The organism is Massilia sp. LXY-6 (genome assembly GCF_051233485.1).
Taxonomy (GTDB): domain Bacteria; phylum Pseudomonadota; class Gammaproteobacteria; order Burkholderiales; family Burkholderiaceae_D; genus Telluria.
Genome location: NZ_JBKFGF010000021.1, coordinates 94,691 through 114,644 on the forward strand (window position 1 = coordinate 94,691; position 19,954 = coordinate 114,644).

At 66.2% G+C, this 19,954-nt stretch carries 20 protein-coding genes; 10 read left to right on the top strand and 10 right to left on the bottom strand.

Annotated elements, in window-relative coordinates; all coding sequences use genetic code 11:
- The first annotated feature begins 37 nt into the window (after nucleotides 1–37).
- The 8 genes from ACI48D_RS10810 to ACI48D_RS10845 all read left to right on the top strand — a co-directional run bounded on the left by ACI48D_RS10810 (nucleotide 38) and on the right by ACI48D_RS10845 (nucleotide 7,833).
- Entirely contained in the window at nucleotides 38–994 is a 957-nt protein-coding gene (locus ACI48D_RS10810; protein WP_435571216.1) for an ABC transporter substrate-binding protein, read from the top strand.
- Between the two features lie 80 nt (nucleotides 995–1,074).
- On the top strand, nucleotides 1,075–1,818 hold the full coding sequence (locus tag ACI48D_RS10815; RefSeq protein ID WP_435571217.1) for a GntR family transcriptional regulator: 744 nt from the start codon (nucleotides 1,075–1,077) through the stop codon (nucleotides 1,816–1,818).
- 24 nt (nucleotides 1,819–1,842) lie between these two features.
- Nucleotides 1,843–2,778 (top strand): 2-hydroxyacid dehydrogenase, encoded by a 936-nt coding sequence (locus tag ACI48D_RS10820; RefSeq protein ID WP_435571218.1) that lies wholly within the window; start codon nucleotides 1,843–1,845, stop codon nucleotides 2,776–2,778.
- A gap of 51 nt (nucleotides 2,779–2,829) precedes the next feature.
- A complete protein-coding gene (locus ACI48D_RS10825) occupies nucleotides 2,830–4,377 on the top strand; it encodes a UxaA family hydrolase (RefSeq protein WP_435571219.1) in 1,548 nt (515 codons plus the stop codon).
- Between the two features lie 84 nt (nucleotides 4,378–4,461).
- Nucleotides 4,462–5,466, top strand: coding sequence for a dihydrodipicolinate synthase family protein (locus ACI48D_RS10830; RefSeq protein WP_435571220.1), 1,005 nt, complete (start codon nucleotides 4,462–4,464; stop codon nucleotides 5,464–5,466).
- Between the two features lie 48 nt (nucleotides 5,467–5,514).
- On the top strand, nucleotides 5,515–6,462 hold the full coding sequence (locus ACI48D_RS10835; RefSeq protein ID WP_435571221.1) for a 3-hydroxyacyl-CoA dehydrogenase NAD-binding domain-containing protein: 948 nt from the start codon (nucleotides 5,515–5,517) through the stop codon (nucleotides 6,460–6,462).
- Entirely contained in the window at nucleotides 6,459–7,298 is an 840-nt protein-coding gene (locus tag ACI48D_RS10840) for an SDR family NAD(P)-dependent oxidoreductase (protein ID WP_435571222.1), read from the top strand. The genes ACI48D_RS10835 and ACI48D_RS10840 overlap by 4 nt, the downstream gene beginning before the upstream one ends.
- A 22-nt stretch (nucleotides 7,299–7,320) precedes the next feature.
- Complete coding sequence (locus ACI48D_RS10845) at nucleotides 7,321–7,833, top strand: carboxymuconolactone decarboxylase family protein (RefSeq protein WP_435571223.1); 513 nt, start codon at nucleotides 7,321–7,323, stop codon at nucleotides 7,831–7,833.
- A 140-nt stretch (nucleotides 7,834–7,973) separates the two neighbouring features.
- Here the strand turns inward: ACI48D_RS10845 and ACI48D_RS10850 are convergent, their stop codons facing one another.
- From ACI48D_RS10850 to ACI48D_RS10895, 10 genes are read right to left on the bottom strand one after another with little or no spacing between them, the layout of a single operon-like run.
- A complete protein-coding gene (locus tag ACI48D_RS10850) occupies nucleotides 7,974–8,909 on the bottom strand; it encodes an ACP S-malonyltransferase (protein ID WP_435571224.1) in 936 nt (311 codons plus the stop codon).
- Nucleotides 8,906–9,787 (bottom strand): triphosphoribosyl-dephospho-CoA synthase MdcB, encoded by an 882-nt coding sequence (gene mdcB / locus ACI48D_RS10855; protein ID WP_435571225.1) that lies wholly within the window; start codon nucleotides 9,785–9,787, stop codon nucleotides 8,906–8,908. Before mdcB ends, ACI48D_RS10850 begins: the two co-directional genes overlap by 4 nt.
- A complete protein-coding gene (gene mdcG / locus ACI48D_RS10860; protein ID WP_435571226.1) occupies nucleotides 9,780–10,475 on the bottom strand; it encodes a malonate decarboxylase holo-[acyl-carrier-protein] synthase in 696 nt (231 codons plus the stop codon). Before mdcG ends, mdcB begins: the two co-directional genes overlap by 8 nt.
- Nucleotides 10,459–11,175, bottom strand: a complete 717-nt coding sequence (mdcE, locus tag ACI48D_RS10865; protein WP_435571227.1) for a biotin-independent malonate decarboxylase subunit gamma — start codon at nucleotides 11,173–11,175, stop codon at nucleotides 10,459–10,461. The genes mdcG and mdcE overlap by 17 nt, the downstream gene beginning before the upstream one ends.
- Nucleotides 11,172–12,083 carry a biotin-independent malonate decarboxylase subunit beta gene (locus ACI48D_RS10870; RefSeq protein ID WP_435571228.1) on the bottom strand — a complete coding sequence of 304 codons (912 nt, stop codon included), beginning with the start codon at nucleotides 12,081–12,083 and terminating at the stop codon, nucleotides 11,172–11,174. Before ACI48D_RS10870 ends, mdcE begins: the two co-directional genes overlap by 4 nt.
- Nucleotides 12,080–12,415, bottom strand: a complete 336-nt coding sequence (gene mdcC / locus ACI48D_RS10875) for a malonate decarboxylase acyl carrier protein (RefSeq protein WP_435571229.1) — start codon at nucleotides 12,413–12,415, stop codon at nucleotides 12,080–12,082. Before mdcC ends, ACI48D_RS10870 begins: the two co-directional genes overlap by 4 nt.
- A 2-nt stretch (nucleotides 12,416–12,417) precedes the next feature.
- The gene (gene mdcA / locus ACI48D_RS10880) at nucleotides 12,418–14,085 is read right to left on the bottom strand and encodes a malonate decarboxylase subunit alpha (protein ID WP_435571230.1); all 1,668 of its coding nucleotides are present in this window, start codon (nucleotides 14,083–14,085) and stop codon (nucleotides 12,418–12,420) included.
- Complete coding sequence (locus ACI48D_RS10885) at nucleotides 14,086–15,435, bottom strand: TRAP transporter large permease (protein ID WP_435571231.1); 1,350 nt, start codon at nucleotides 15,433–15,435, stop codon at nucleotides 14,086–14,088. It abuts the gene before it with no gap.
- Nucleotides 15,436–15,440: 5 nt separating this feature from the next.
- The gene (locus ACI48D_RS10890) at nucleotides 15,441–15,989 is read right to left on the bottom strand and encodes a TRAP transporter small permease (protein ID WP_435571232.1); all 549 of its coding nucleotides are present in this window, start codon (nucleotides 15,987–15,989) and stop codon (nucleotides 15,441–15,443) included.
- Nucleotides 15,989–17,008 (bottom strand): TRAP transporter substrate-binding protein, encoded by a 1,020-nt coding sequence (locus ACI48D_RS10895; RefSeq protein WP_435571233.1) that lies wholly within the window; start codon nucleotides 17,006–17,008, stop codon nucleotides 15,989–15,991. Before ACI48D_RS10895 ends, ACI48D_RS10890 begins: the two co-directional genes overlap by 1 nt.
- Before the next feature lie 131 nt (nucleotides 17,009–17,139).
- Between ACI48D_RS10895 and ACI48D_RS10900 the strand changes: the two genes are divergently transcribed.
- Both ACI48D_RS10900 and ACI48D_RS10905 read left to right on the top strand, forming a co-directional pair.
- On the top strand, nucleotides 17,140–17,802 hold the full coding sequence (locus ACI48D_RS10900; protein WP_435571234.1) for a GntR family transcriptional regulator: 663 nt from the start codon (nucleotides 17,140–17,142) through the stop codon (nucleotides 17,800–17,802).
- A gap of 150 nt (nucleotides 17,803–17,952) precedes the next feature.
- Complete coding sequence (locus tag ACI48D_RS10905; protein WP_435571235.1) at nucleotides 17,953–19,938, top strand: PhoX family protein; 1,986 nt, start codon at nucleotides 17,953–17,955, stop codon at nucleotides 19,936–19,938.
- Nucleotides 19,939–19,954 lie beyond the last annotated feature (16 nt).

Here is a 19,954-nt window from a genome sequence, read left to right on the forward strand (position 1 = left end):
TGGATTCACCAAGAAACTGGCCGCCACGCTGTGCACCTTGTCGATCGCCGCCGCGCTGCCGGCCCAGGCAGTCGACCTGCGCATTGCCAAGCAGCCCGGCCTGACGTATCTGCCGACGATCATCATGGAGCAGAAAAAGCTGATCGAAAAACATGCGGCGGCCATGGGCATCAATGACCTGAATGTTTCCTGGCGCATGTTCAACTCGGGTGCCAGCTTCAACGATTCCCTGATCTCGGGAAATATCGACATGGCGGTAGCGGGCACCACCAACCTGATCCTGCTGTGGTCGAAAACCCAGGGCGCAATGAAGGGGTATGCCGGCGTCGGCGCCATTCCGCTGGTGCTGGTAACGCGCAATCCGAACGTCAAGACCGTGGCCGACTTCGGCCCCGACGACCGCATTGCGGTGCCGACCGTCAAGCTGTCGAGCCAGGCGATCGTGCTGCAGATGGAAGCCGAAAAGCTGATGGGCGTCGCCGGTCGGGCCCGCATCAACGCCCAGACGGTGTCGATGGGGCACCCGGACGGCGTGATCGCGATGCAAAACAAGAGCGCACAAATCACCAGCCATTTCACGATGTCTCCCTATGCTGAAATGGAATTGAAGCAGCCTGGCACGCGCAAGATCCTGACCTCCAACGAGGTGCTTGGCGGGCCGATGTCGATCGCGATCGTTTTTGGCTCGGTAAAATTCCACGACCAAAACCCGAAAGTCGTGCAGGCGATGAATGCCGCGCTGGACGAAGCACTCGAGCTGATCGCCAGGGACAAGACCGCCGCCGCCACTGTTTATCTGGCCAATACCAAGGACAAGACGCCCTTGCCCGAGCTGGTGAAAATCCTCGAGGGTCCCGATATGGTCTTTTCGAAAACGCCGTCCAACACCATGAAAATGGCGAATTATTTTGAGCACGCCGGTTACATCCAGCGTGCGCCCAAGGACTGGAAAGAGATGTTCTTTCCGGAGGTTCACAAACTGAATGGTAATTAAATGTCCCGACCCGCGGCCGCCAGGGCGGCCATGCGGGTAACGCCGAGGCATCGCTACCGTATGACTGGAAATTGAATAGCATGAAAAATACTCTCCAACCTGACGCGACCGTCGCGCACGACCTCGATAACGAGTCCCAAGTGCGCATGGCGGTGCAAACGCTCGAGGAAGACATCGCGTTCGGCTACATGCACCCGCGCGAACGGCTGGTCGAGGACGAGTTGCGTGCACGCTTCGGCCTCAAGCGGCACGTCGTGCGTCAGGTACTGGTTGAGCTGGAGCAGATGGGGCTGGTCGAGCGCAAGAAGAACATCGGCGCGCTGGTCAAGTCGTACAGCGCGAAGGAAGTGCTGGACTTGTACGTGGTACGCGACATCCTGGAAACCAGCGGTGCGCGCCAGATCGCACTGCCCGTGCCACCGGAGAAACTGGACGCGCTGGAAGCCATCCAGCAGCAGCATGACGAGGCCGTGCGCGACGGCAACCTGCAGCTGGCGTTTCGCATGAATATCGCTTTCCACAAGGCGCTTTTCGCCTTGTCCGACAATGCCACGCTCACCGAAATGATCGAACTGGCGGCGCAGCGCGCCCACGTCATCCGTTCGCTGTCGATGGTGGTGCCGGAAACGCTCGAAAAAGCCCGCCGCGATCACCACGCGATGATCGCGGCGCTGCGCGCATGCGATCGGGAGCGCCTCGTGGCGCTGTGCAGCGACCACCTGCTGCCATCGCGCGACGCCTATATCGAGAAGCACCGGCGCCTGGCGCACCTGGCCGAACGGGCCGAGGTGACGCGCCTGCCGGTGCGGACAGCGAAAAACTGACCCTTGTACGAAAGCGAGCTCACGATGCATGACCTTCTCCTGATCGGCAAGTTCCCTCAGCTTGCCCAGGACATGATCGACACCGAATTTCGCTGTCACAGCCTGGAGGACGTCAACGGGAACGAGGCATTGCGCACTTCGGTGCGCGGCATTATCACGCGCAGTAACTGCGTGGTGCCGCCCGAAGTCGTCGCCAGCCTGCCCAGCCTGGGCATCATCGCAACCTGCGGCGTCGGCTACGACCTCATTCCACTCGAACTGGCGGCGCGGCGCGGCGTGACCGTGACGAACACGCCCGAGGTGCTGAACGACGCCGTCGCCGAGCTGTGCGTCGGCCTGTTGTTCGCATTGCTGCGCCGCATTCCGCAGGGCGACCGCTTCGTCCGCAGCGGTGCCTGGCGCCAGGGAGCCTTTCCGCTCGCCGTCAGCCTGGCCGGCAAGCGGGTAGGCATCGTCGGGCTTGGGCGCATCGGCAAGGAAGTTGCCAGGCGCCTCGAACCGTTCGGCGTCACGCTAGCGTATTTCGGCCGCGCGGACCAGCATCTCGCATGGCGTTTCGAACCCGACCTGCGGCGCCTGGCGCGCGACAGCGATGTCCTGATCCTGTGTGCGCCGGGCGGCAGGGCGACCGAACACCTGGTCGATGCGGCCGTTCTCGACGCCCTCGGCCCGAACGGTTACCTGGTCAACATCGCGCGTGGCTCGGTCGTCCACGAGGACGAGCTGATCGGGGCGCTGGCGCGTGGCGCCATCGCGGGCGCGGCGCTCGACGTGTTCGACGGCGAGCCGGACATCGATCCGCGCTTCTTCGATCTGGACAACGTCGTGCTGGCCCCGCATGTCGGCAGTGCCACCGTCGAGACGCGCCAGGCCATGACCCGCCTGGCGCTCGACAACCTGCATCGCTTCTTCGACGAGGGCCATGCGCTCACGCCGGTGAAGGCCGCCGTCGCGGCCTAGACCACTTCCATCGCCCATCCAATTGACACGCTCGAGAACAGGGAACCGCCAATGATAGAAACTTCCGAAAAACGCGTCACCGGACCGATCATCCGTCTCCATTCGAACGACAATATCGTGGTGGCACGGGTCGATGTCGGCATCGGCACACCGGTCGACGGCGAGAACATCGTCTCGCGCAGCCAGGTACCGGCCGGCTACAAGATCGCCGCCACCCGCATTCTGAAGGGCGATCCCGTGCGCAAGTACAACGTCGTGATCGGATTCGCCAGCGCGGACATCGAGCCGGGCACCATGGTGCACAACCACAATATGGATTTCCGCGAGTTCGACCGGGATTATGCGCACGCCAGCGAATACCGTGCGGTGGAGCCGGTCGAGGCGTCGCAACGCGCCACCTTCCAGGGCATCGTCCGGGCCGACGGCAGGGTAGCGACCCGTAACTACATTGGTATCCTAGCCACAGTCAATTGTTCCGCCACGGTGGCGCGCAAGATCGCCGACTGGTTCACGCCCGAACGCCTGAGCGCCTGGCCCAACATCGATGGCGTGGTGGCTTTCACCCACTCGATCGGCTGTGGCATGGAAATGACGGGCGAGCCGATGGCTTTGCTCAGGCGCACGATGGCGGGCTACGCGCGCCACCCGAACCTGGCAGGCGTGCTCGTGGTCGGGCTGGGCTGCGAGCGCAACCAGCTGCGCGGCCTGATGGAGGACGAACAACTGCACAGCGGCCCCACGCTGCGCACCTTCGTCATGCAGGAAACCGGCGGCACACGCAAGACGATCGAAGCGGGGGTCGCCGCCATCATGGAGATGCTGCCCGCCGCGAACGAGGTGACGCGCACGCAGGTATCGGCCAGCCACCTGACGGTCGGCCTGCAATGCGGCGGCTCGGACGGCTTCTCGTCGATCACCGCGAACCCGGCCCTGGGAGCCGCGGTCGACCTGCTGGTGCGCCATGGCGGGACCGCGATTCTTTCGGAAACGCCTGAAATCTATGGGGTCGAACATACGCTGACGCGGCGTGCCGCCAGCCGCGAAATCGGCGAGAAACTGGTCGAGCGGGTGCGCTGGTGGAAGGAAGACTATTCGGTCGGGCGCGACGTGCAGATCAACGGCAACGTCAGTCCCGGCAACCAGGTCGGCGGCCTGGCCAACATCTTCGAGAAATCGCTGGGTTCGTCGATGAAGGGCGGCACCGGGCCCTTGATGGAGGTCTACAAATACGCCGAACCCGTCACCGCCAGGGGCCTGGTGTTCATGGACACCCCGGGCTTCGATCCGGTGTCGGCGACCGGCCAGATCGCCGGCGGTGCCAACCTGATTGCGTTCACCACTGGGCGCGGCTCGATGTTCGGCGCCAAGCCCGTGCCGAGTATCAAGCTGGCAACCAACACCCCCATGTTCCGCCGTCTTGAAGAAGACATGGACATCAACTGCGGCGAGATCCTCGACGGTACCTGCACACTGCAGGACATGGGCCAGCGCATCTTCGACCTCATGCTCGAGACGGCTTCAGGCGCACGCTCGAGAAGCGAACTGCTGGGCCTGGGCGACAACGAATTCGTGCCCTGGCAGATCGGCATCATGAGCTGAAGCGCTATTTTTTTGCCCGCGCAAATTATTAATAATATTGTCGAAACGGGGCGGGAGGCCGTCGTCCGTCAACGGAGAAATGCAATGCACCAGCAAGCCAGCGATACCACCAGCGATGCGCGCATCGTGACGGTCGGAGTCCGCACCGTCGGCATTCCGCCCGATCGTCCCGCCGCGTTCCCGGCCCGCCTGCGCGGCGTCTTCTCCCCGGTGATCACGCCGCGTGCCGACGATCCGCGCCAGAGCGCTGCGATGCTGGTCCGGCACTGCCGCTGGCTGCTCGCGCAGGACGTCGGGCTGGCGGTGTTCGGCACCAATTCCGAGGCCAATTCGCAATCGGTGGCCGAACGGATGGACCTGCTCGACGCACTCTCCGATGCCGGCATTCCGGCCGGGCGCATGATGCCCGGCACCGGTTGCTGCGCGCTGGACGACAGCGTGGCCCTGACCCGCCACGCGGTCGCGCACGGGGTGGGCGGCGTGCTGATGCTGCCGCCATTCTTCTACAAGGGCGTTTCGGATGACGGACTGTTCGCCAACTACGCCGAAGTCATCGAACGTGTCGGCGATGCGCGCCTGCGGATCTACCTTTACCACATTCCGCAGGTGTCGCAGGTGCCGATCAGCCTCGCGCTGATCGAGCGATTGCTGCGCGCCTACCCGAACGTGATCGCCGGCGTGAAGGACAGTTCCGGCGACTGGTCCAACACCCGGGCGATGCTGGAGCGTTTTCAGCCGCAGGGCTTCGACGTGTTTGCCGGCAGCGAGACCTTCCTGCTGGCCACGATGCGCGCCGGCGGCGCCGGCTGCATTACGGCGACCGGCAATGTCAATCCGGGCCCGATCACGCACCTGTTCCGGACCTGGCAGCAGCCGGATGCCGACGCCCAGCAGGCCCGGCTTGACGCCCTGCGCGAAGCGTTCATGAAATTCCCGATGATTCCCGCGCTGAAGGCCGCGGTCGCGCATTTTTCCGGCGACGCCCGCTTCGCGGCGGTACGGCCGCCCCTGGTCAGGCTGACCGAGCAGCAAAACATGGACCTGTTGGCAGCCTTGCAGGCCCAAGACTTTTCGATGCCCGGGTTGTGATAGGCAGCGCCGGGTCAACCCAGCAACTTGATATCGATAGGATGCAAATTGAAACCACAACATTCAGTCGTCGTGATCGGCGGAGGCACCATGGGCAGCGACATCGCTGCGATTTTCTATGCGGGCGGCTGGGATGCCCAGGTAGTGGACCCGTCGCCGGAGGTGCGGGCGCGCGTGCCGCAGGCGGTGGCCGCCGCAGCCCGATCGATCGGCGTCCACCGTGAAGGCGGCAGCGTCGGTGCGCTTGCCGAGATCGCGGCGATCGACTGGTCCGACGTCGCGCTGGTGATCGAGTGCGCACCCGAGGAACTGGGCGTCAAGCAGCAGGTCTTCCGCCAGCTCGATACGCTGGCGCCGCCGCACGTTCCGCTCACCAGCAACTCGTCGGGGATTGCCATCAGCAGGATCGGCGAAGGATGTTCGACCCGCCAGCGCATGCTCGGTCTGCACTTCTTCATGCCGGCGCACTGGGTACCGGCGGTCGAGGTGGTGCGCAGCGAGGTCGTGGACGAATCGGTGGCGCAGACGGTCAGCGGCATCATGCGCTCGGTGCGCAAGAAGCCGGTGCAGGTCAAGCGCGATGTGCCCGGATTCCTGGCCAACCGTATCCAGCACGCGATGATGCGCGAGGCGATCGCGCTGGTGGACGAGGGCTTCGCCAGCGCCGAGGATGTCGACCTGGCCGTGCGTTACGGCTTCGGCTTCCGCTACATCGCCGCCGGGCCCTTGCTGCAGAAGGACCTTGCCGGTGTCGATATCCATTGCGCGGCGGCGGCGGGCATCTACCCGTACCTGCATCAGAACACCGAGCCCAGTGCCTTGATGCTCAAGCTCGTCAAGAACGGCGACTTCGGCGTCAAGAGTGCGAACCGGCGCGGATTCTACGAGTGGGACGAGGCCTCGATCGAGCGTGAGCAGGCGCGCTACCAACGCGCGTTGAGAAAGGCCATGCAGATATTGCGTGACGAGGATGATCCGGTGGCGGAAGACGCATGAGCCAGATCGCGCCACTGGAAGAGCCATTGCGCCATCCACTCCGGCGACTGGAGGGAAAAATCGCCCTGGTGACGGGCTGCGGCGTGCGCGGGGCAGGGTGGGGCAACGGCAAGGCGATCGCGGTATTGCTCGCAAGGCAGGGCGCCGTTGTCTTTGGCGTCGATCTGGATCGTGAGGCAGCCGAAGCGACCTGCACCGTGATCGGGGCCGAAGGCGGCCTGGCGCACGCGCACGTTGCCGATGTCACCGACGCGGCGCAAGTGAAGGACATGGTCGAGGCATGCATGGCGCGTTTCGGCCGCATTGACATCCTCATCAACAATGTCGGCCGGTCCGAGCCGGGCGGTCCCGCCGAACTGACGGAGCAGACCTGGGATGAGCAGATGGACGTCAACGTGAAGTCGGCCTTCCTGACATGCAGGTCAATCTTGCCGATCATGGAGCGCCAGGGCGCGGGCGCGGTCGTGAACATCTCATCGGTCGCGGGCTTGCGGTATGTCGGCAAGCCTCAGGTAGCCTATGCCGCCGGCAAGGCCGCGCTGATGCAACTGACCCGTACCACCGCCGTCTTGTATGCCGGGCGCGGAATCCGCCTCAACTGTGTCGTGCCTGGCCTGATGCACACGCCACTGGTCCAGCGTCTGGCGGAAAAATATGCGAACGGCGATGTCGACGCTTTCGTCGAGCGCCGGCATCGGCAGGTTCCGATGGGGCGAATGGGCGACGCGTGGGACGTTGCGCATGCTGTGCTGTTCCTGGCAAGCGATGAGAGCCGTTATGTTACCGCGCAGGAAATCGTGGTCGACGGCGGCCTGACCGCTGCCACCGGCCCTTGACACTTATAAAGGAGAGTACGACATGGCAAGAATCCCCTATGCCGATATCCGCGATCCGGCGATCGCCCCCATCGTGGAGCGCATCGTCGAGGAGCGCGGACACGTCCTGAAGCTGTACGAGATGTTGCTGCACAGTCCACCTATCGCCACGGGCTGGCTGGCCTTCCTGACCGCGGTACGCCAGCAGTGCCTTCTGTCCGGCCGTATCCGCGAACTGGTGATCATGAATGTCGCCGTCCTCAACGGCGCCGAGTACGAATATCGCGCGCACACGCCGTTTGCGTTGAAAGAGGGCTTCAGCCTGGCGCAGCTCCAGGCCTTGCGCGGGGGGCAGACGGACGCCTTCGACCCCGTCGAGCGTGCAGCGCTGGCCTACAGCGAGGCGATGACGCGCAACGTGCGGGTGCCCGAGGCCGTGTTCGGGGCGGTTCGCCGGCACTTCGATGAGCGTGAACTGGTAGAACTGACTGCAACGATCGGTGCGTACAACCTGGTGTCGCGCTTCCTCGAAGCGCTCCAGGTCGACCATGACTAGGGGGCGGTGAGAGCCGCCATGGCGGAGCCCCGTATGCGCGCCAATGGGCATTGCGGCAAAATTATCGTCACCATCGGTTGACGGCTCGGGTGCAGACCGAGGACCGGCAGGTCCGGTGCCGGAGAAGGACGCGACGCCGGTTAGGCGTCCTGCGCCCGGATCCAGGCCACGATCCCCTTCACGCTGCGGAAATCCGCCACCGAGCGGCAGGCGATGCCAGGGTGCCGCTCGCGCAGCATGCGCGTCAGGGCGTTGCCTGGGCCGAGCTCCAGGGCGACGTCGATGCGGGCTTCCGCGATCGCGTCCAGGCAGTCGGTCCAGCGGATCGTGGTGGTCGTCTGCCGGGCCAGCAGCTCGGCCGCCTGGGCAGCATCGTGCACCGCCGATGCGCTCACGCCCGCCAACAAAGGCAGGGACGGGGCGGCGGCGTGGGCCTGCAGCAGGCTGCGCAGCGGATCGGCCGCGGCGGCGAGCAGGCCCGTATGCGAGGCGACCGTGATCGGCAGGGGTTTGTAGCTCGCACCGGCCTGCGGCGCGAGCGCGGCCAGCCGGTCGAGGTTCTCGCGCAGCCCGCCAGCCACCAAGGCCCCCGGCGTGTCGATGGCCGGTTCGCAGCCGGCTTGCGCCACCAGGACGCGGGCAGCCTCGAACGCGATGCCGGACACCGCCGCCATGCCCTGTTCGCCGCTGCGTGCCGCGGCTTCGCTCATGATCGCGGCGCGCCGCGCGGCGAGGGCGACCGCCTCGTCCAGCGGCAGGGCGCCGGCGACGGCATAGGCGCTGACTTCGCCGACGCTGTAGCCGGCCACCAGCGTCGGCCGCGGCAGGCGCTCGGCCAGCATGGTCCAGGCCATCAGGGTGGCGGCGACCACCAGCGGCTGCGCGCAGCGGTTGTCGAACATGGCCGACGGGTGGCCAAGCAGCTCCCGCAACGGGGTGCTCGACACCGGACCGTCCGCGGCACGCAGCCAGGCCTCGACGCGGGCGAGCGCGGAAGGATCGGCGCCGGCCAGGTCGAACATGCCCGCGCCTTGCGCGCCCTGTCCGGGGCAGAGGATGGCCAGGCGGATCGTCATGGCGGTCCCGGCTCCGTGCTCAGGGCGTGGACGAAGCAGGCCGCGGCCAGCAGGTCGGCCGCGCCGCCGGGAGAGAGGCGGTGCGCGACGAAGCGGCGGTGCGCGGCCGCGGCTTGCTGTTCCCAGTCGGGCGCGGCGGTGCCGCCGCGCGCCAGGAAGCGCAAGGATGTGTCGCGCACGATGCGCGCCCCCGCCGCACCGCCGCGATGGTAGACGTTGGTGTCGGACAGTTCGGCCATCAGCGTGAACAGGGTGTCGATGCGGGCGCAGCGCAGGCCACGCTTGGCCGCCAGCGTGCGGCGCAGCGTGGGCAGGGCCAGTTCGAAGATGGCGGGGAAACCCGCCGCCGCCTGTTCGCGCGCACCGGGGGCGGCGTGGCGCTTGCGGACCAGGGCACCGTTCGATGCGGCCGGGCCGCGATGGCCGGCCAGCGCTTCTCCCCAGCAGTCCAGCAGGGTCGCGCGCAGCCGCTCCGGCTGCCGGTCGGGCAGGTCGGACGCACCTGCGCGCCCAGCCGCCGCACACAGCATCCCCAGCGAGAAGATCGCGCCGCGGTGCGTGTTGATGCCGCCGGTAGCGGCCAGCATGCGCCGCTCCGCGTCGATGCCGAGCAGGCGCAACGTCTCGAATTTGCTGCCTTGCGCGCCCGCCAGCGCGATGTCGAGGAAGTAGCGGCGCAGCGAAAACAGGCTGCGCACGAAGGTCGAGGCATCCATGTCGTCGTGGCTGCCGGTGTCGACCAGCGAGACCAGTCCGGGTTTGGGGTAGAGCGCCAGTTCCTGGTAGAGGCTGCGCACCGCATGGCGCGCGACGATGACGCTCGCCGCGGCGGTGTCGACGGCAAGACGGCCGCGAGAGAGCCGGCAGGACTCAGCCATGACGATCCTGGTTCGTGCCGAACTGGCCGAGTAGCGCGTCACGCTGCAGCAGCGCCACCGTGTGGAGGTGCTTGGCCAGCACGCGGGCGGCGCCGCCGTGATTCCGTGCCTGCGCCTGCTCGTCCGTGCCCAGCCACTCTTTCCACGAGACCGCATGCCCTGACGGGAATTCGATTTCGCCGTCCAGCGGCAGGCCTTGCGCATGACGCGCCACCAGCGCCAGGCCGGCGTCGAGCTGGGCGGCGCTGGCGGGACGCAGAAGAAGGTCGATATCGGAGCCGGCGCCGAGATAGCGGTCGCCGGTCAGGGTCTGCATCGCGAGCGAGCCGAACACCCTGCAGTCCACGCCCGCCGAGCGCAGTGCGATGCCCAGGTTGGCCAGGCCCGGCTGCCAGGCGGCCGGCGCCTGGGCTTCGGCCAGCGCCAGTGGGGAATGTACCGTGGCGATGTGGCGGCGTTCGGCGGCAAAGCCGAGCCTTCGCTTGTGGCCGTTGTGCGGGTCGGGCGGTGCCGGGATGCCCAGGCAGACCAGGGCCGGCGGCGTGCCCGGCTCGAGCCGGCGCACCACGGCCGGCAGGTCGCGTGCGCGCCAGTCCAGGGCCAGCTCGCGCGCCGCCCCGCTCAGGCTGCGCAAGGCCCTGTCCCAGCCTTGCGGCGTCAGCCAGACCAGGTCATGCCGCCTGTACATCGGATCCCGTGCGGACTGCGCGCGCCACCGGGAGCGCCAGCTTGCGGCCGCCGCGCGCCAGTCCGAGTTCGGCGCGGCGATCGTCGGATGTCGCCTGGGCCAGGGCCCGCTCCAGGGCGGCCGCCAGGTCGCCGTGCCAGATCTCGGCCACGCCGCCCATGCGCCGGTAGTTTTCGGCGCCGGGGGCGAACACCGGGTTGTCCTGGGCCAGCTGTTCCAGTCTTTCGAGAGCTACCTTGGTGATGCGCGCCATTGCCGGCAGGCCCATCACGCGGATGGTGGCGTCGGGCAGCGCGTAGCAGGCGTCGGCGATCAAGCCGCTGGTGATGAAGCCGCCGGACAGCGCCTGGTCGTACACCAGCCCGACGATGCGGTGGCCGCGCAGCCGCGCCAGTTCGACGCACTTGCCGAGATGGGCCATGTAGCTGTTAATGCCCAGCATTTCGTCACGCCGGCGCAGGCGCTGGCCTTCGGTATCGACCAGGATCACGATCGGCCGGCCCGGGTGCTGCCTGACTGTGTCAAGGATGGCTTTGGCCTGCGCCAGCGCGATCTCGACGCCGATTGGCGTGTGCCCGGTGGTGCCGATCACGGTCACGGCCTGGCCACCCACCAGCGCTTCGCCGTTGAGGAAGTTGTCGCGCTCGACGATGCGGTGGCCCTGCGGGAACAGGGCGTCCGCCACGGTGTGCCAGTTCATGATGCTGCTCCTTCACGGTGGCGCGCGGCCAGTTCGCGGAATGCGTCGATCTCCAGCAGGGGCACCGACTGCGGCTCGGCCACGCCGAGTTCTTCCCAGATCTCCAACGGATCGTCGAGACCGCCGAAGCGTTCGAGGCGGCTGCCGAGCATGCGCTGCTCGGCTTCCAGCGCCTCCAGCGTGAGCCCGGTGCCGCTGCCGCGTGCCGCATCCGCCAGCTGCAGCGCAGCGACGCGGAAGCTCTGGATGTCGTCGGCCACGATGGCCTGGGCGTCGCCGAGCAGGTAGCGATGCTTGCCGCCGGTGACGCGCCACACCAGGGCGCGGTCGCGCGCGTCGAATTCCTCGACGCCGCCGGCGGTCTCGATGACTTCCGGCCCGGACATCGCCAGCCGGCTTTCTTCGGAGATGACGACGCCGTTGGTGCAGCGCGCCACGATGCCCACGCCGCCGAAGCAGCCGTTGGAACCGCCCACCAGCGCGATCACCGGGATACCGGCGGCGCGCGTGTCGAGCACGGCGCGCATCACTTCCGACACCGCGATCAGGCCGGCATTCGCTTCGTGCAGGCGCACGCCGCCGGTTTCCAACAGCAGCAGCACGGCGTCGACTTTCTCGTTCAAACTCGCGTCGACCGCGCGGCGCAGCATGCCGACCAGCTTGGCGCCATGGACTTCGCCGACGGCGCCGCCCATGAACGCGCCTTCCTGGGCGGCGATGAAGACCTTACGGCCGTCGATGCTGCCGCGGCCGACCGCGACGCCGTCGTCGAACGAGACCGGGGCGTCCAGTTGCGGCAGGTGCGGACTCGTGATGCGCATCTGCGGCGGCAGGAATTCGTCGAAGCTGCCGGCGTCCAGCATGCCGGCGATGCGCTGGCGCGCGGTGGCTTCCTGGTAGCTGCTCATGACGCTTCTCCGCTGATTGATCCGCTGATCGAGCCGGTGATCGACTCGGCCGCCTGGTCGAGCCGCAGGCTGACCACCGCCGGGGTCGCGCCCATGTCGTTGATGGCCACGCGCACGTCGGCCAGCTGCCAGCGCTGGTGGAAGTCGCGCACCACCGCTTCCCAGATCGGGCCGAAGCCGTGCGCGGCGGTGCTGATCTCGATCTCGCAGGCGCCGTTCAACGGCTGGCGCTCGATCAGGATCTCCAGGTTGCCGGAACCGACCACGCCGACCAGGCGGACGCCGTCGATGCGGCGCTGGCCGCCTGAAAAATTGAATCGTAGGGTTTCCATGCTTACCAGTTCCTGAACTGTTTAGGCGGTTTGTACAGGCCGTGCGAGGCGCGCACCAGGTCCTTCATGTTCCTGGCCGCGAGCAGGTCGCGCGTGGCGAGCCGCTTGTCGATGCCGAGGTCCTCGGGACGGCGGATGATGCCGCGGTCGCGCAGGTTCTCGACCATCCGCGCGTCGCGCCCCAGGCCGACCGGGGTATAGCCGGCCACGCCACGGATCGCCTGCTCGCGTTCTTCTTCGGTGCGGCACAGCAGCAGGTTGGCGATGCCTTCCTCGGTCAGGATGTGGCTGACGTCGTCGCCGTAGATCATGACCGGCGGGATCGCCATCTTCGCCTGCTCGGCCAGCTGCCAGGCGTCGAGGCGTTCGACGAAGGCCGGCTGCATGTGCTCGCGGAAGGTCTCGACCATCTGCACCACCAGTTTCTGGCCGCGCGGGATCACGTTCTTGCCGCGGCGCGCCTGTTCGCCGGCCTTCAGCCAGGCCGGGCTGGCGTGGCGCCGGCCGCGCGCATCCGCGCCCATGTTGGGCGCGCCGCCGAAGCCGGAGATGCGGCCGAGCGTGGCGGTGGACGAATTGCCCTGCAGGTCGATCTGCAGCGTCGAGCCGATGAACATGTCGCAGGCGTAGTGGCCGGCCATCTGGCAGAAGGCGCGGTTGCTGCGCATGCTGCCGTCGGGACCGGTGAAGAACACGTCGGGGCGGGCGCGCACATAGTCTTCCATGCCGAGCTCGGAGCCGAACGAGTGGACGTTCTCGACGAAGCCGGCTTCGATCGCGGGAATCAGGGCCGGGTGCGGATTCAGCGCCCAGTTGCGGCCGATCTTGCCCTTGAGGCCGAGCGAGGCCGCATAGGTCGGCAGCAGCAGCTCGATGGCGGCGGTATCGAAGCCGATGCCGTGGTTCAGGCGGTCGACCTGGTACTCGGCGTAGATGCCCTTGATCGCCATCATCGCCATCAGCACCTGGATTTCCGAGATCAGCGCCGGATCGCGCGTGAACAGCGGTTCGATGTAGTGCGGGGTCGGGGCAGCCACCGCGAAGTCGACCCAGTCGGCCGGAATGTCGATGCGCGGCAGCACATCGACGATCTCGTTGACCTGGGCGATCACGATGCCGCTCTTGAAGGCGGTGGCTTCGACGATCACCGGCGTGTCTTCGGTGTTCGGACCGGTGTACAGGTTGCCGTGGCGGTCGGCGGCCTGCGCCGCCACCAGCGCCACCTGCGGCGTCAGGTCGATGAAGTAGCGGCCGAACAGCTCCAGGTAGGTGTGGATTGCGCCGATGTTGATCTTCCCGCTCGATACCAGCCTGGCCAGCCGCCCGGCCTGCGGGCCGGAAAACGAGAAGTCCAGCTTTGCCGCGATGCCCTTCTCGAACACGTCCAGGTGCTCGGGCAGGGCCAGCACCGACTGCAGCATGTGCAGGCCGTTGACCCGGCCGGCGTCGAGCGAGGCCAGGGTCCTGGCCAGGAAGTCGGCCTGCTTCTGGTTGTTCCCCTCCAGGCAGACCCGGTCGCCGCACTCGATCACCTGATGCATCAGCTCTTGCGCCAGCTTGGTATCGACGATCTTGCCCTGCAGGCCGCTGCCCAGGCGCTCGCGCGCCCGCGCCAGGCGCTGCTCGCGGTTGGCACGCTGGCGGTCCCAGCTTCTTTCATTCGCACTCATCTAGCGGCCTCCCATGATCATGTCGGGCAGGCCGGTCGCGATCTGCGGGAACACGCACAGCAGGATCACCGCCACGAACATCAACACGACGAAGGGCATCACGCCCCAGATCACGTCGGATAGCGGGATGTCGGGCGCGATGTTCTTGATCACGAAGATGTTCAGGCCCACCGGCGGGTGGATCAGACCCATCTCCATCACGATCGTCATCACCACGCCGAACCAGATCAGGTCGAAGCCGGCTTCGCGCAGCGGCGGCAGGATGATCGGCGCGGTCATCAGGATGATCGACACCGGCGGCAGGAAGAAGCCGAACACGATCACCATCAGCAGGATCACCGCGAGCAGCACCCATTTCGACAGGTGCAGTCCCACCACCCACTGCGCCGCCGACTGGCTGATGTGCAGGTAGCTCATCACGTAGGAGTAGAGCAGGGACATGCCGATGATCATCAGGAGCATGGTCGATTCCTTGATCGTCGAGCTCAGGATCGGGCCGAGCTCCTTCGGCCGCCAGATGCCGTACACGACGGCCATCAACACGATGGCCAGCAGCGCGCCCAGGCCGGCGGTCTCCGACGGCGTCGCATAGCCGCCGTACAGCGCGACCATCACGCCGGTCAGCAGGACCAGGAAGGGCAGCACGCGCGGCAGCATCTCGACCTTCTCCGCCAGCGTGTAGTTGTGCGCATCCAGGTAGGCGGACTTCTCGCCGCCGCGCTGGTAGGCTTCATGGGCCAGGCGGTATTCCTTGCGCGCGCGGTGCACGGCATAGCCGGCGAACAGCAGCACCAGCATCAGGCCCGGGCCGATACCGGCCAGGAACAGGCGGCCCAGCGACTGCTCGGCGGCCACCGCGTACAGGATCATCGTGATCGACGGCGGCAGCAGGATGCCGAGCGTGCCGCCGGCGGCGATGATGCCGGCCGCGAAGCCGGGCGAATAGCCGCGCCGGCGCATTTCGGGGATGCCGGCCGAGCCGATCGCCGAGCAGGTGGCCGGCGAGGAGCCGGCCATGGCGGCGAACAGCGCGCAGGCGAACACGTTGGCGATGCCGAGGCCGCCCGGGACCTTGTTGAGCCAGGCGTGGATGGCCGAGTACAGGTCGCGGCCGGCCGGCGACTTGCCGATTGCCGCGCCCTTCATGATGAACAGCGGGATCGACAGCAGCGTGATCGACGCCATCTCCTCGTACACGTTCTGGGTGATCGTGTCGAGCGAGGAGGCGGGCATGAACAGGTACATGAACACGGTGGCGACCGCGCCCAGCGCGAACGCGATCGGCATACCGGAAAACATGACGACGAGCGTGGCGACGGCGTAGCCGACGCCGAGGGAAAGTGCGCTCATGGAGCTTATTCCTTTTCGGTGAGACGGCCGAACAGCTGGACCAGGATCTGGACCGCCAGCAGCGTCATGCCGAACGCCATCAGCGAGTACGGGATCCACAGCGGTGGTGCCAGCGTCGACGAGGTGGTCTGGCCTTCGACCAGGGCTTCATGGAACAAAGTCCAGGATTTCCAGGAGAAGAAGGCACAGAACAGGAAGGACAGCAGGTCCACCAGGATCAGGCGGACCCGGTTCACCCGGGGCGACAGCAGCCCGGCCAGCGCTTCGATGCCGATGTGGCCGCGGAAGGACTGCACGTAGGCCGCGCAGAAGAAGGTGGCGCCGACCAGCATGAAGACCGCGGCCTCGTCCTGCCAGTCGGTGGCGACCTTGAAGAAGTAGCGCATCACCACCGAATAGCTCAGCACCAGGGCGGTGACGATCATCCCCGCCATGGAGATCACCAGCAGCAGATGGTTGATCCGGTTGAGGAACAACGCCAGCGTGGCCGCCCCGCGGTGCGAGGGCAGCGCAGGCGCTTGCGGCGCCTGGGCCTCGAATCCGTGTGCACTCATCACTTCACCTGTTCGGCGAGCTGCAGCAGCTTGGCGGTGTTGGCGTTCTTGGCCGCGAAGTCCTTCCAGGCGGTACGGCGGGCGATGTCCTGCCATTTCTTGACGGTGGCTTCGGTCAGGTCGACGGTCTTGGCGCCGGCCTTGGCGAATACCTTGGTCACTTCTTCGTCGTCAGCCTTGGCTTCCTTGACGGCGAACGCTTCCATCTCGGCGCCGACCTGCAGGATCACGGCCTGCTGTTCCTTGGTCAGGCGGTCGAAGGCGGCCTTCGACATCATCAGCGGCTCCAGCATGAACCAGTAGGACTTGCCGCGGCCGGTGGTGAGCGCCTTCGACACTTCCTCCAGGCGGAACGAGATCAGCGAAGTCGAGGAGGTCAGGGCGGCATCCATGGCGCCGGTCTGCATGCCGGCATAGATCTCGTTCGAGGGCAGGGTCACGACGGCGGCGCCGGCTTCCTTCAGGATCAGGTCCATCTCGCGCGAACCGCCGCGGATCTTCATGCCCTTCGCGTCTTCGGGCTCGACGATCGGCTTGCCGCGCGAGGCCATGCCGCCGGCCTGCCAGATCCAGCTGACCATCACCACGCCCTTGTCGGCCAGGATCTTGGTGAGCTCCTTGCCGACCGCGGCATTCTTCCAGGCGGCGCTCTGTTCATAGGACGTCACCAGGCCTGGCATCAGGCCGATATTCGTTTCGGGGACTTCGCCGCCGGCATACGACAGCGGCACCAGCGACATGTCGAGCGCGCCCTTGCGCATGGCGGAGAACTGGGCGTTGGTCTTCATCAGCGACGAACCAGGGTAGATCTCGAACTTGACGCCGCCTTTGGTGCGTTTTCCGACCTCGGCCGCGAACATACGGACCAGGCGGTCACGGAAATCGCCCTTGTCGATCGTACCCCCCGGGAACTGGTGCGAAATCTTGATGGTCGTCTGCGCCCATACCGGGGCTGCCGCGGCCATCGCCATGCCGAATGCCAGGACACCCATGACGGTGCGTCGCTTGATTGAAATCATATTTATCTCCTCAGTTCTCTTCACGGGAACGCATGCTGTGCATGCAAATTTTTTGTTTATGTATACAAGATGAACCAGAAAAAATACAATGTCAATCAGGCTAATATGATTTTTAAGCGGAAAGTAGCGCCATGAAAAAGCTCTCTGATCGGCTACGCGAACAGATAGAAGAGAAGATTGCCACTGGCAAGTTACTGCCGGGGCAGCATCTCGATGAGACCGAACTGGCCAATGAATTCGGGGCATCGCGTACCCCGATCCGCGAAGCCCTGATCCAGCTGGCGTCGGCCGGGCTGGTGCAAATCCGCCCGCGCCGCGGCGCGGTGGTATCGACCGTCTCGGCGCATGAGATCGTGGAGATGTTCGAAGTGATGGCCGAGCTGGAGGCCATGTGCGCACGCCTTGCGGCGCGGCGCATGTCGGCCGCCGAGCACGCCAAGCTGCTGGAAGCGCACCAGGCCTGCAGCAGCGCCTACGAGGCGCGCGACCCGGACGAGTACTACTACCGGAACGAAGTGTTCCACGACACGATCTTCGCGGGGAGCCACAACCACTTCCTGGCCGAACAGGCGCGCGCCCTGTCGCGCCGGCTCCGCCCCTACCGGCGCCTGCAGCTCAGGGTGCGCGACCGCATGAGGCACTCGTTCGGCGAGCACGATGCGGTGGTCAAGGCCATCATCGACGGCGACGGCCAGAAGGCGGCCGATCTCATGCGCAGCCATGTGGCCGTGCAGGGGCAGCGCTTTACCGACCTGGTCGCCTCGCTGGAAGCGTTCAACGCGGTGGCGGCCTAGCAGCCGTCGGGATGTCGGCCGCAGCAGGTCTGTTCTGCCAGATACTTGTGAAGTTTTCGTCATTTTCCTGAAATATACGTCAACTATTCTAGCCAGCGATCGCCGCGCCTCCGGTGCGGCCCCACCGACCTGATCCTGGAGTGTTGACGCATGAATCCGAATACCGACCTGTCCCGTCGTCGCCTGCTGCGCCTGCTGGGCGCGAGCCCCATGCTGCCGATCGGCGCCGGTTCCCTGGGCGCCATGCTGGCCGGTTGCGGCGGCGGTGACGACAGCCCGGTGGCCACCACGCCGGTGAACCCGGCCCCGCCCGTGGCTACCCTGTCGAGCGTGTCGTTCGGTTCGATGGGCGCACCGACGCTGAGCGATGCCGCCGCGATGGCCACCACCTCGGTCGGCTCGACCATGACGGTCGCCTTCAGCGACAGCAGCAAGCTCGATTTCAAGCTGTCGTATACACCCTTCTTCATCACCGGCGACCTGGTCCCGAACGGCAACGGCGGCACCATCCTGGCCGGCGGCTACTACGACATCAACAACAAGCCAATCGTCGATGCCACCGTGGCCGGCAAGGAGCGCCAGTTCTTCTCGGATTCGCCGGACGGCACCTCGCTGCTGACGGTCCCGAACGCGAAAGTCGCGGGGGTGAAGGGCAACACCGTGTTCGCCGTGGTCCAGTTCGAATACACCACCTGGGCCCAGGACGGCAAGACCGACATGTACGGCAAGCTGCCGTCGCCGATTGCCGTGCTGACCCTGGACCAGGATCCGGCCAATGGCAAGCTGACCCTGGTGAAGTACCACAACGTCGACACCTCGGGCGCGAACGGCCTGTGGATCACCTGCGGCGCCAGCCTGTCGCCGTGGGGCACCCATCTGTCGAGCGAGGAATACGAGCCGAACGCCTTCACCGCCGCGCTTGATGCCCAGTTCAAGGCCTTCAGCAAGAACCTGTACGGCGACGAGACCAGGGCGAACCCGTACAACTATGGCCACCTGCCGGAAGTTACCGTCAACGCGGACGGCACCGCCAGCATCAAGAAGCACTACTGCCTGGGCCGCATCTCGCACGAGCTGGTGCAGGTGATGGGCGACAAGCGCACCGTGCTGATGGGCGACGACGCCACCAACAGCGGCTACTTCGTGTTCGTGGCCGACAGGGAAAAGGACCTGTCGAGCGGCACCCTGTATGTGGCCAAGGTCGGCGCCGGCTTCTCGCTGGACCCGGCCGCGGCGGCCGCGCCGCTCAGCTGGATCAAGCTGGGTTCGGCCACCAGCGACGAGATCCGCGCGCTGGCCGCTTCGCTCAAGGCGACCGACATCATGGACGTCAAGACCACCGACCCCCAGGATGCCAGCTACACCAAAGTCGCCGCCAACGGCCGTACCGAGTGGCTCAAGCTCAAGCCGGGCATGGAGAAGGCCGCCGCCTTCCTTGAGACCCACCGCTACGCCGCGCTGGTCGGCGCCTCGATGGGCTTCACCAAGATGGAAGGCACGACCGTCAACCTGAAGGACAAGATCGCCTACTCGGCCCTGCAGAACTGCCAGAGCGCGATGGTGGCGGGGAATGCCCTGAACGTGACGGGCAACGGCATTTCGATCCCGAAAGCGGTCAACGCCGGCGCTGTGATGATGCTGAACCTGAAGGGCGGCCAGAAGGACACCGCCGGCAACGCCATCAACAGCGAGTGGATGCCGATGGACACCAAGGCCCTGCTGGTGGGCGAGGACATCCCGGCCGACGCGCTGGGCAATACCGCCAATCCGAACAAGGTGGGCAATCCGGACAACCTGAAGTTCTCGGAAAAGATGCGCACCCTGTTCATCGGCGAAGACAGCAGCCAGCACGTCAACAACTTCCTGTGGGCCTACAACGTCGACACCAGGCAGCTCTCGCGCCTGCTGTCGGTGCCGGCCGGCGGCGAATCGACCGGCCTGCATGCGGTCGACGACATCAATGGCTGGACCTATATCATGAGCAACTTCCAGCACGCCGGCGACTGGGGCGGCATCCATGCGGGCGTGAAGACCACGCTGGATCCGCTGATCCGTGCGAACTACAAGGACAAGTTCGGGGCCGCGGTGGGATATCTGACCGGTGAACTGACCCAGTTCAGGCTGGCGAAGGTGTGAGGTAGATCCGTCGTTC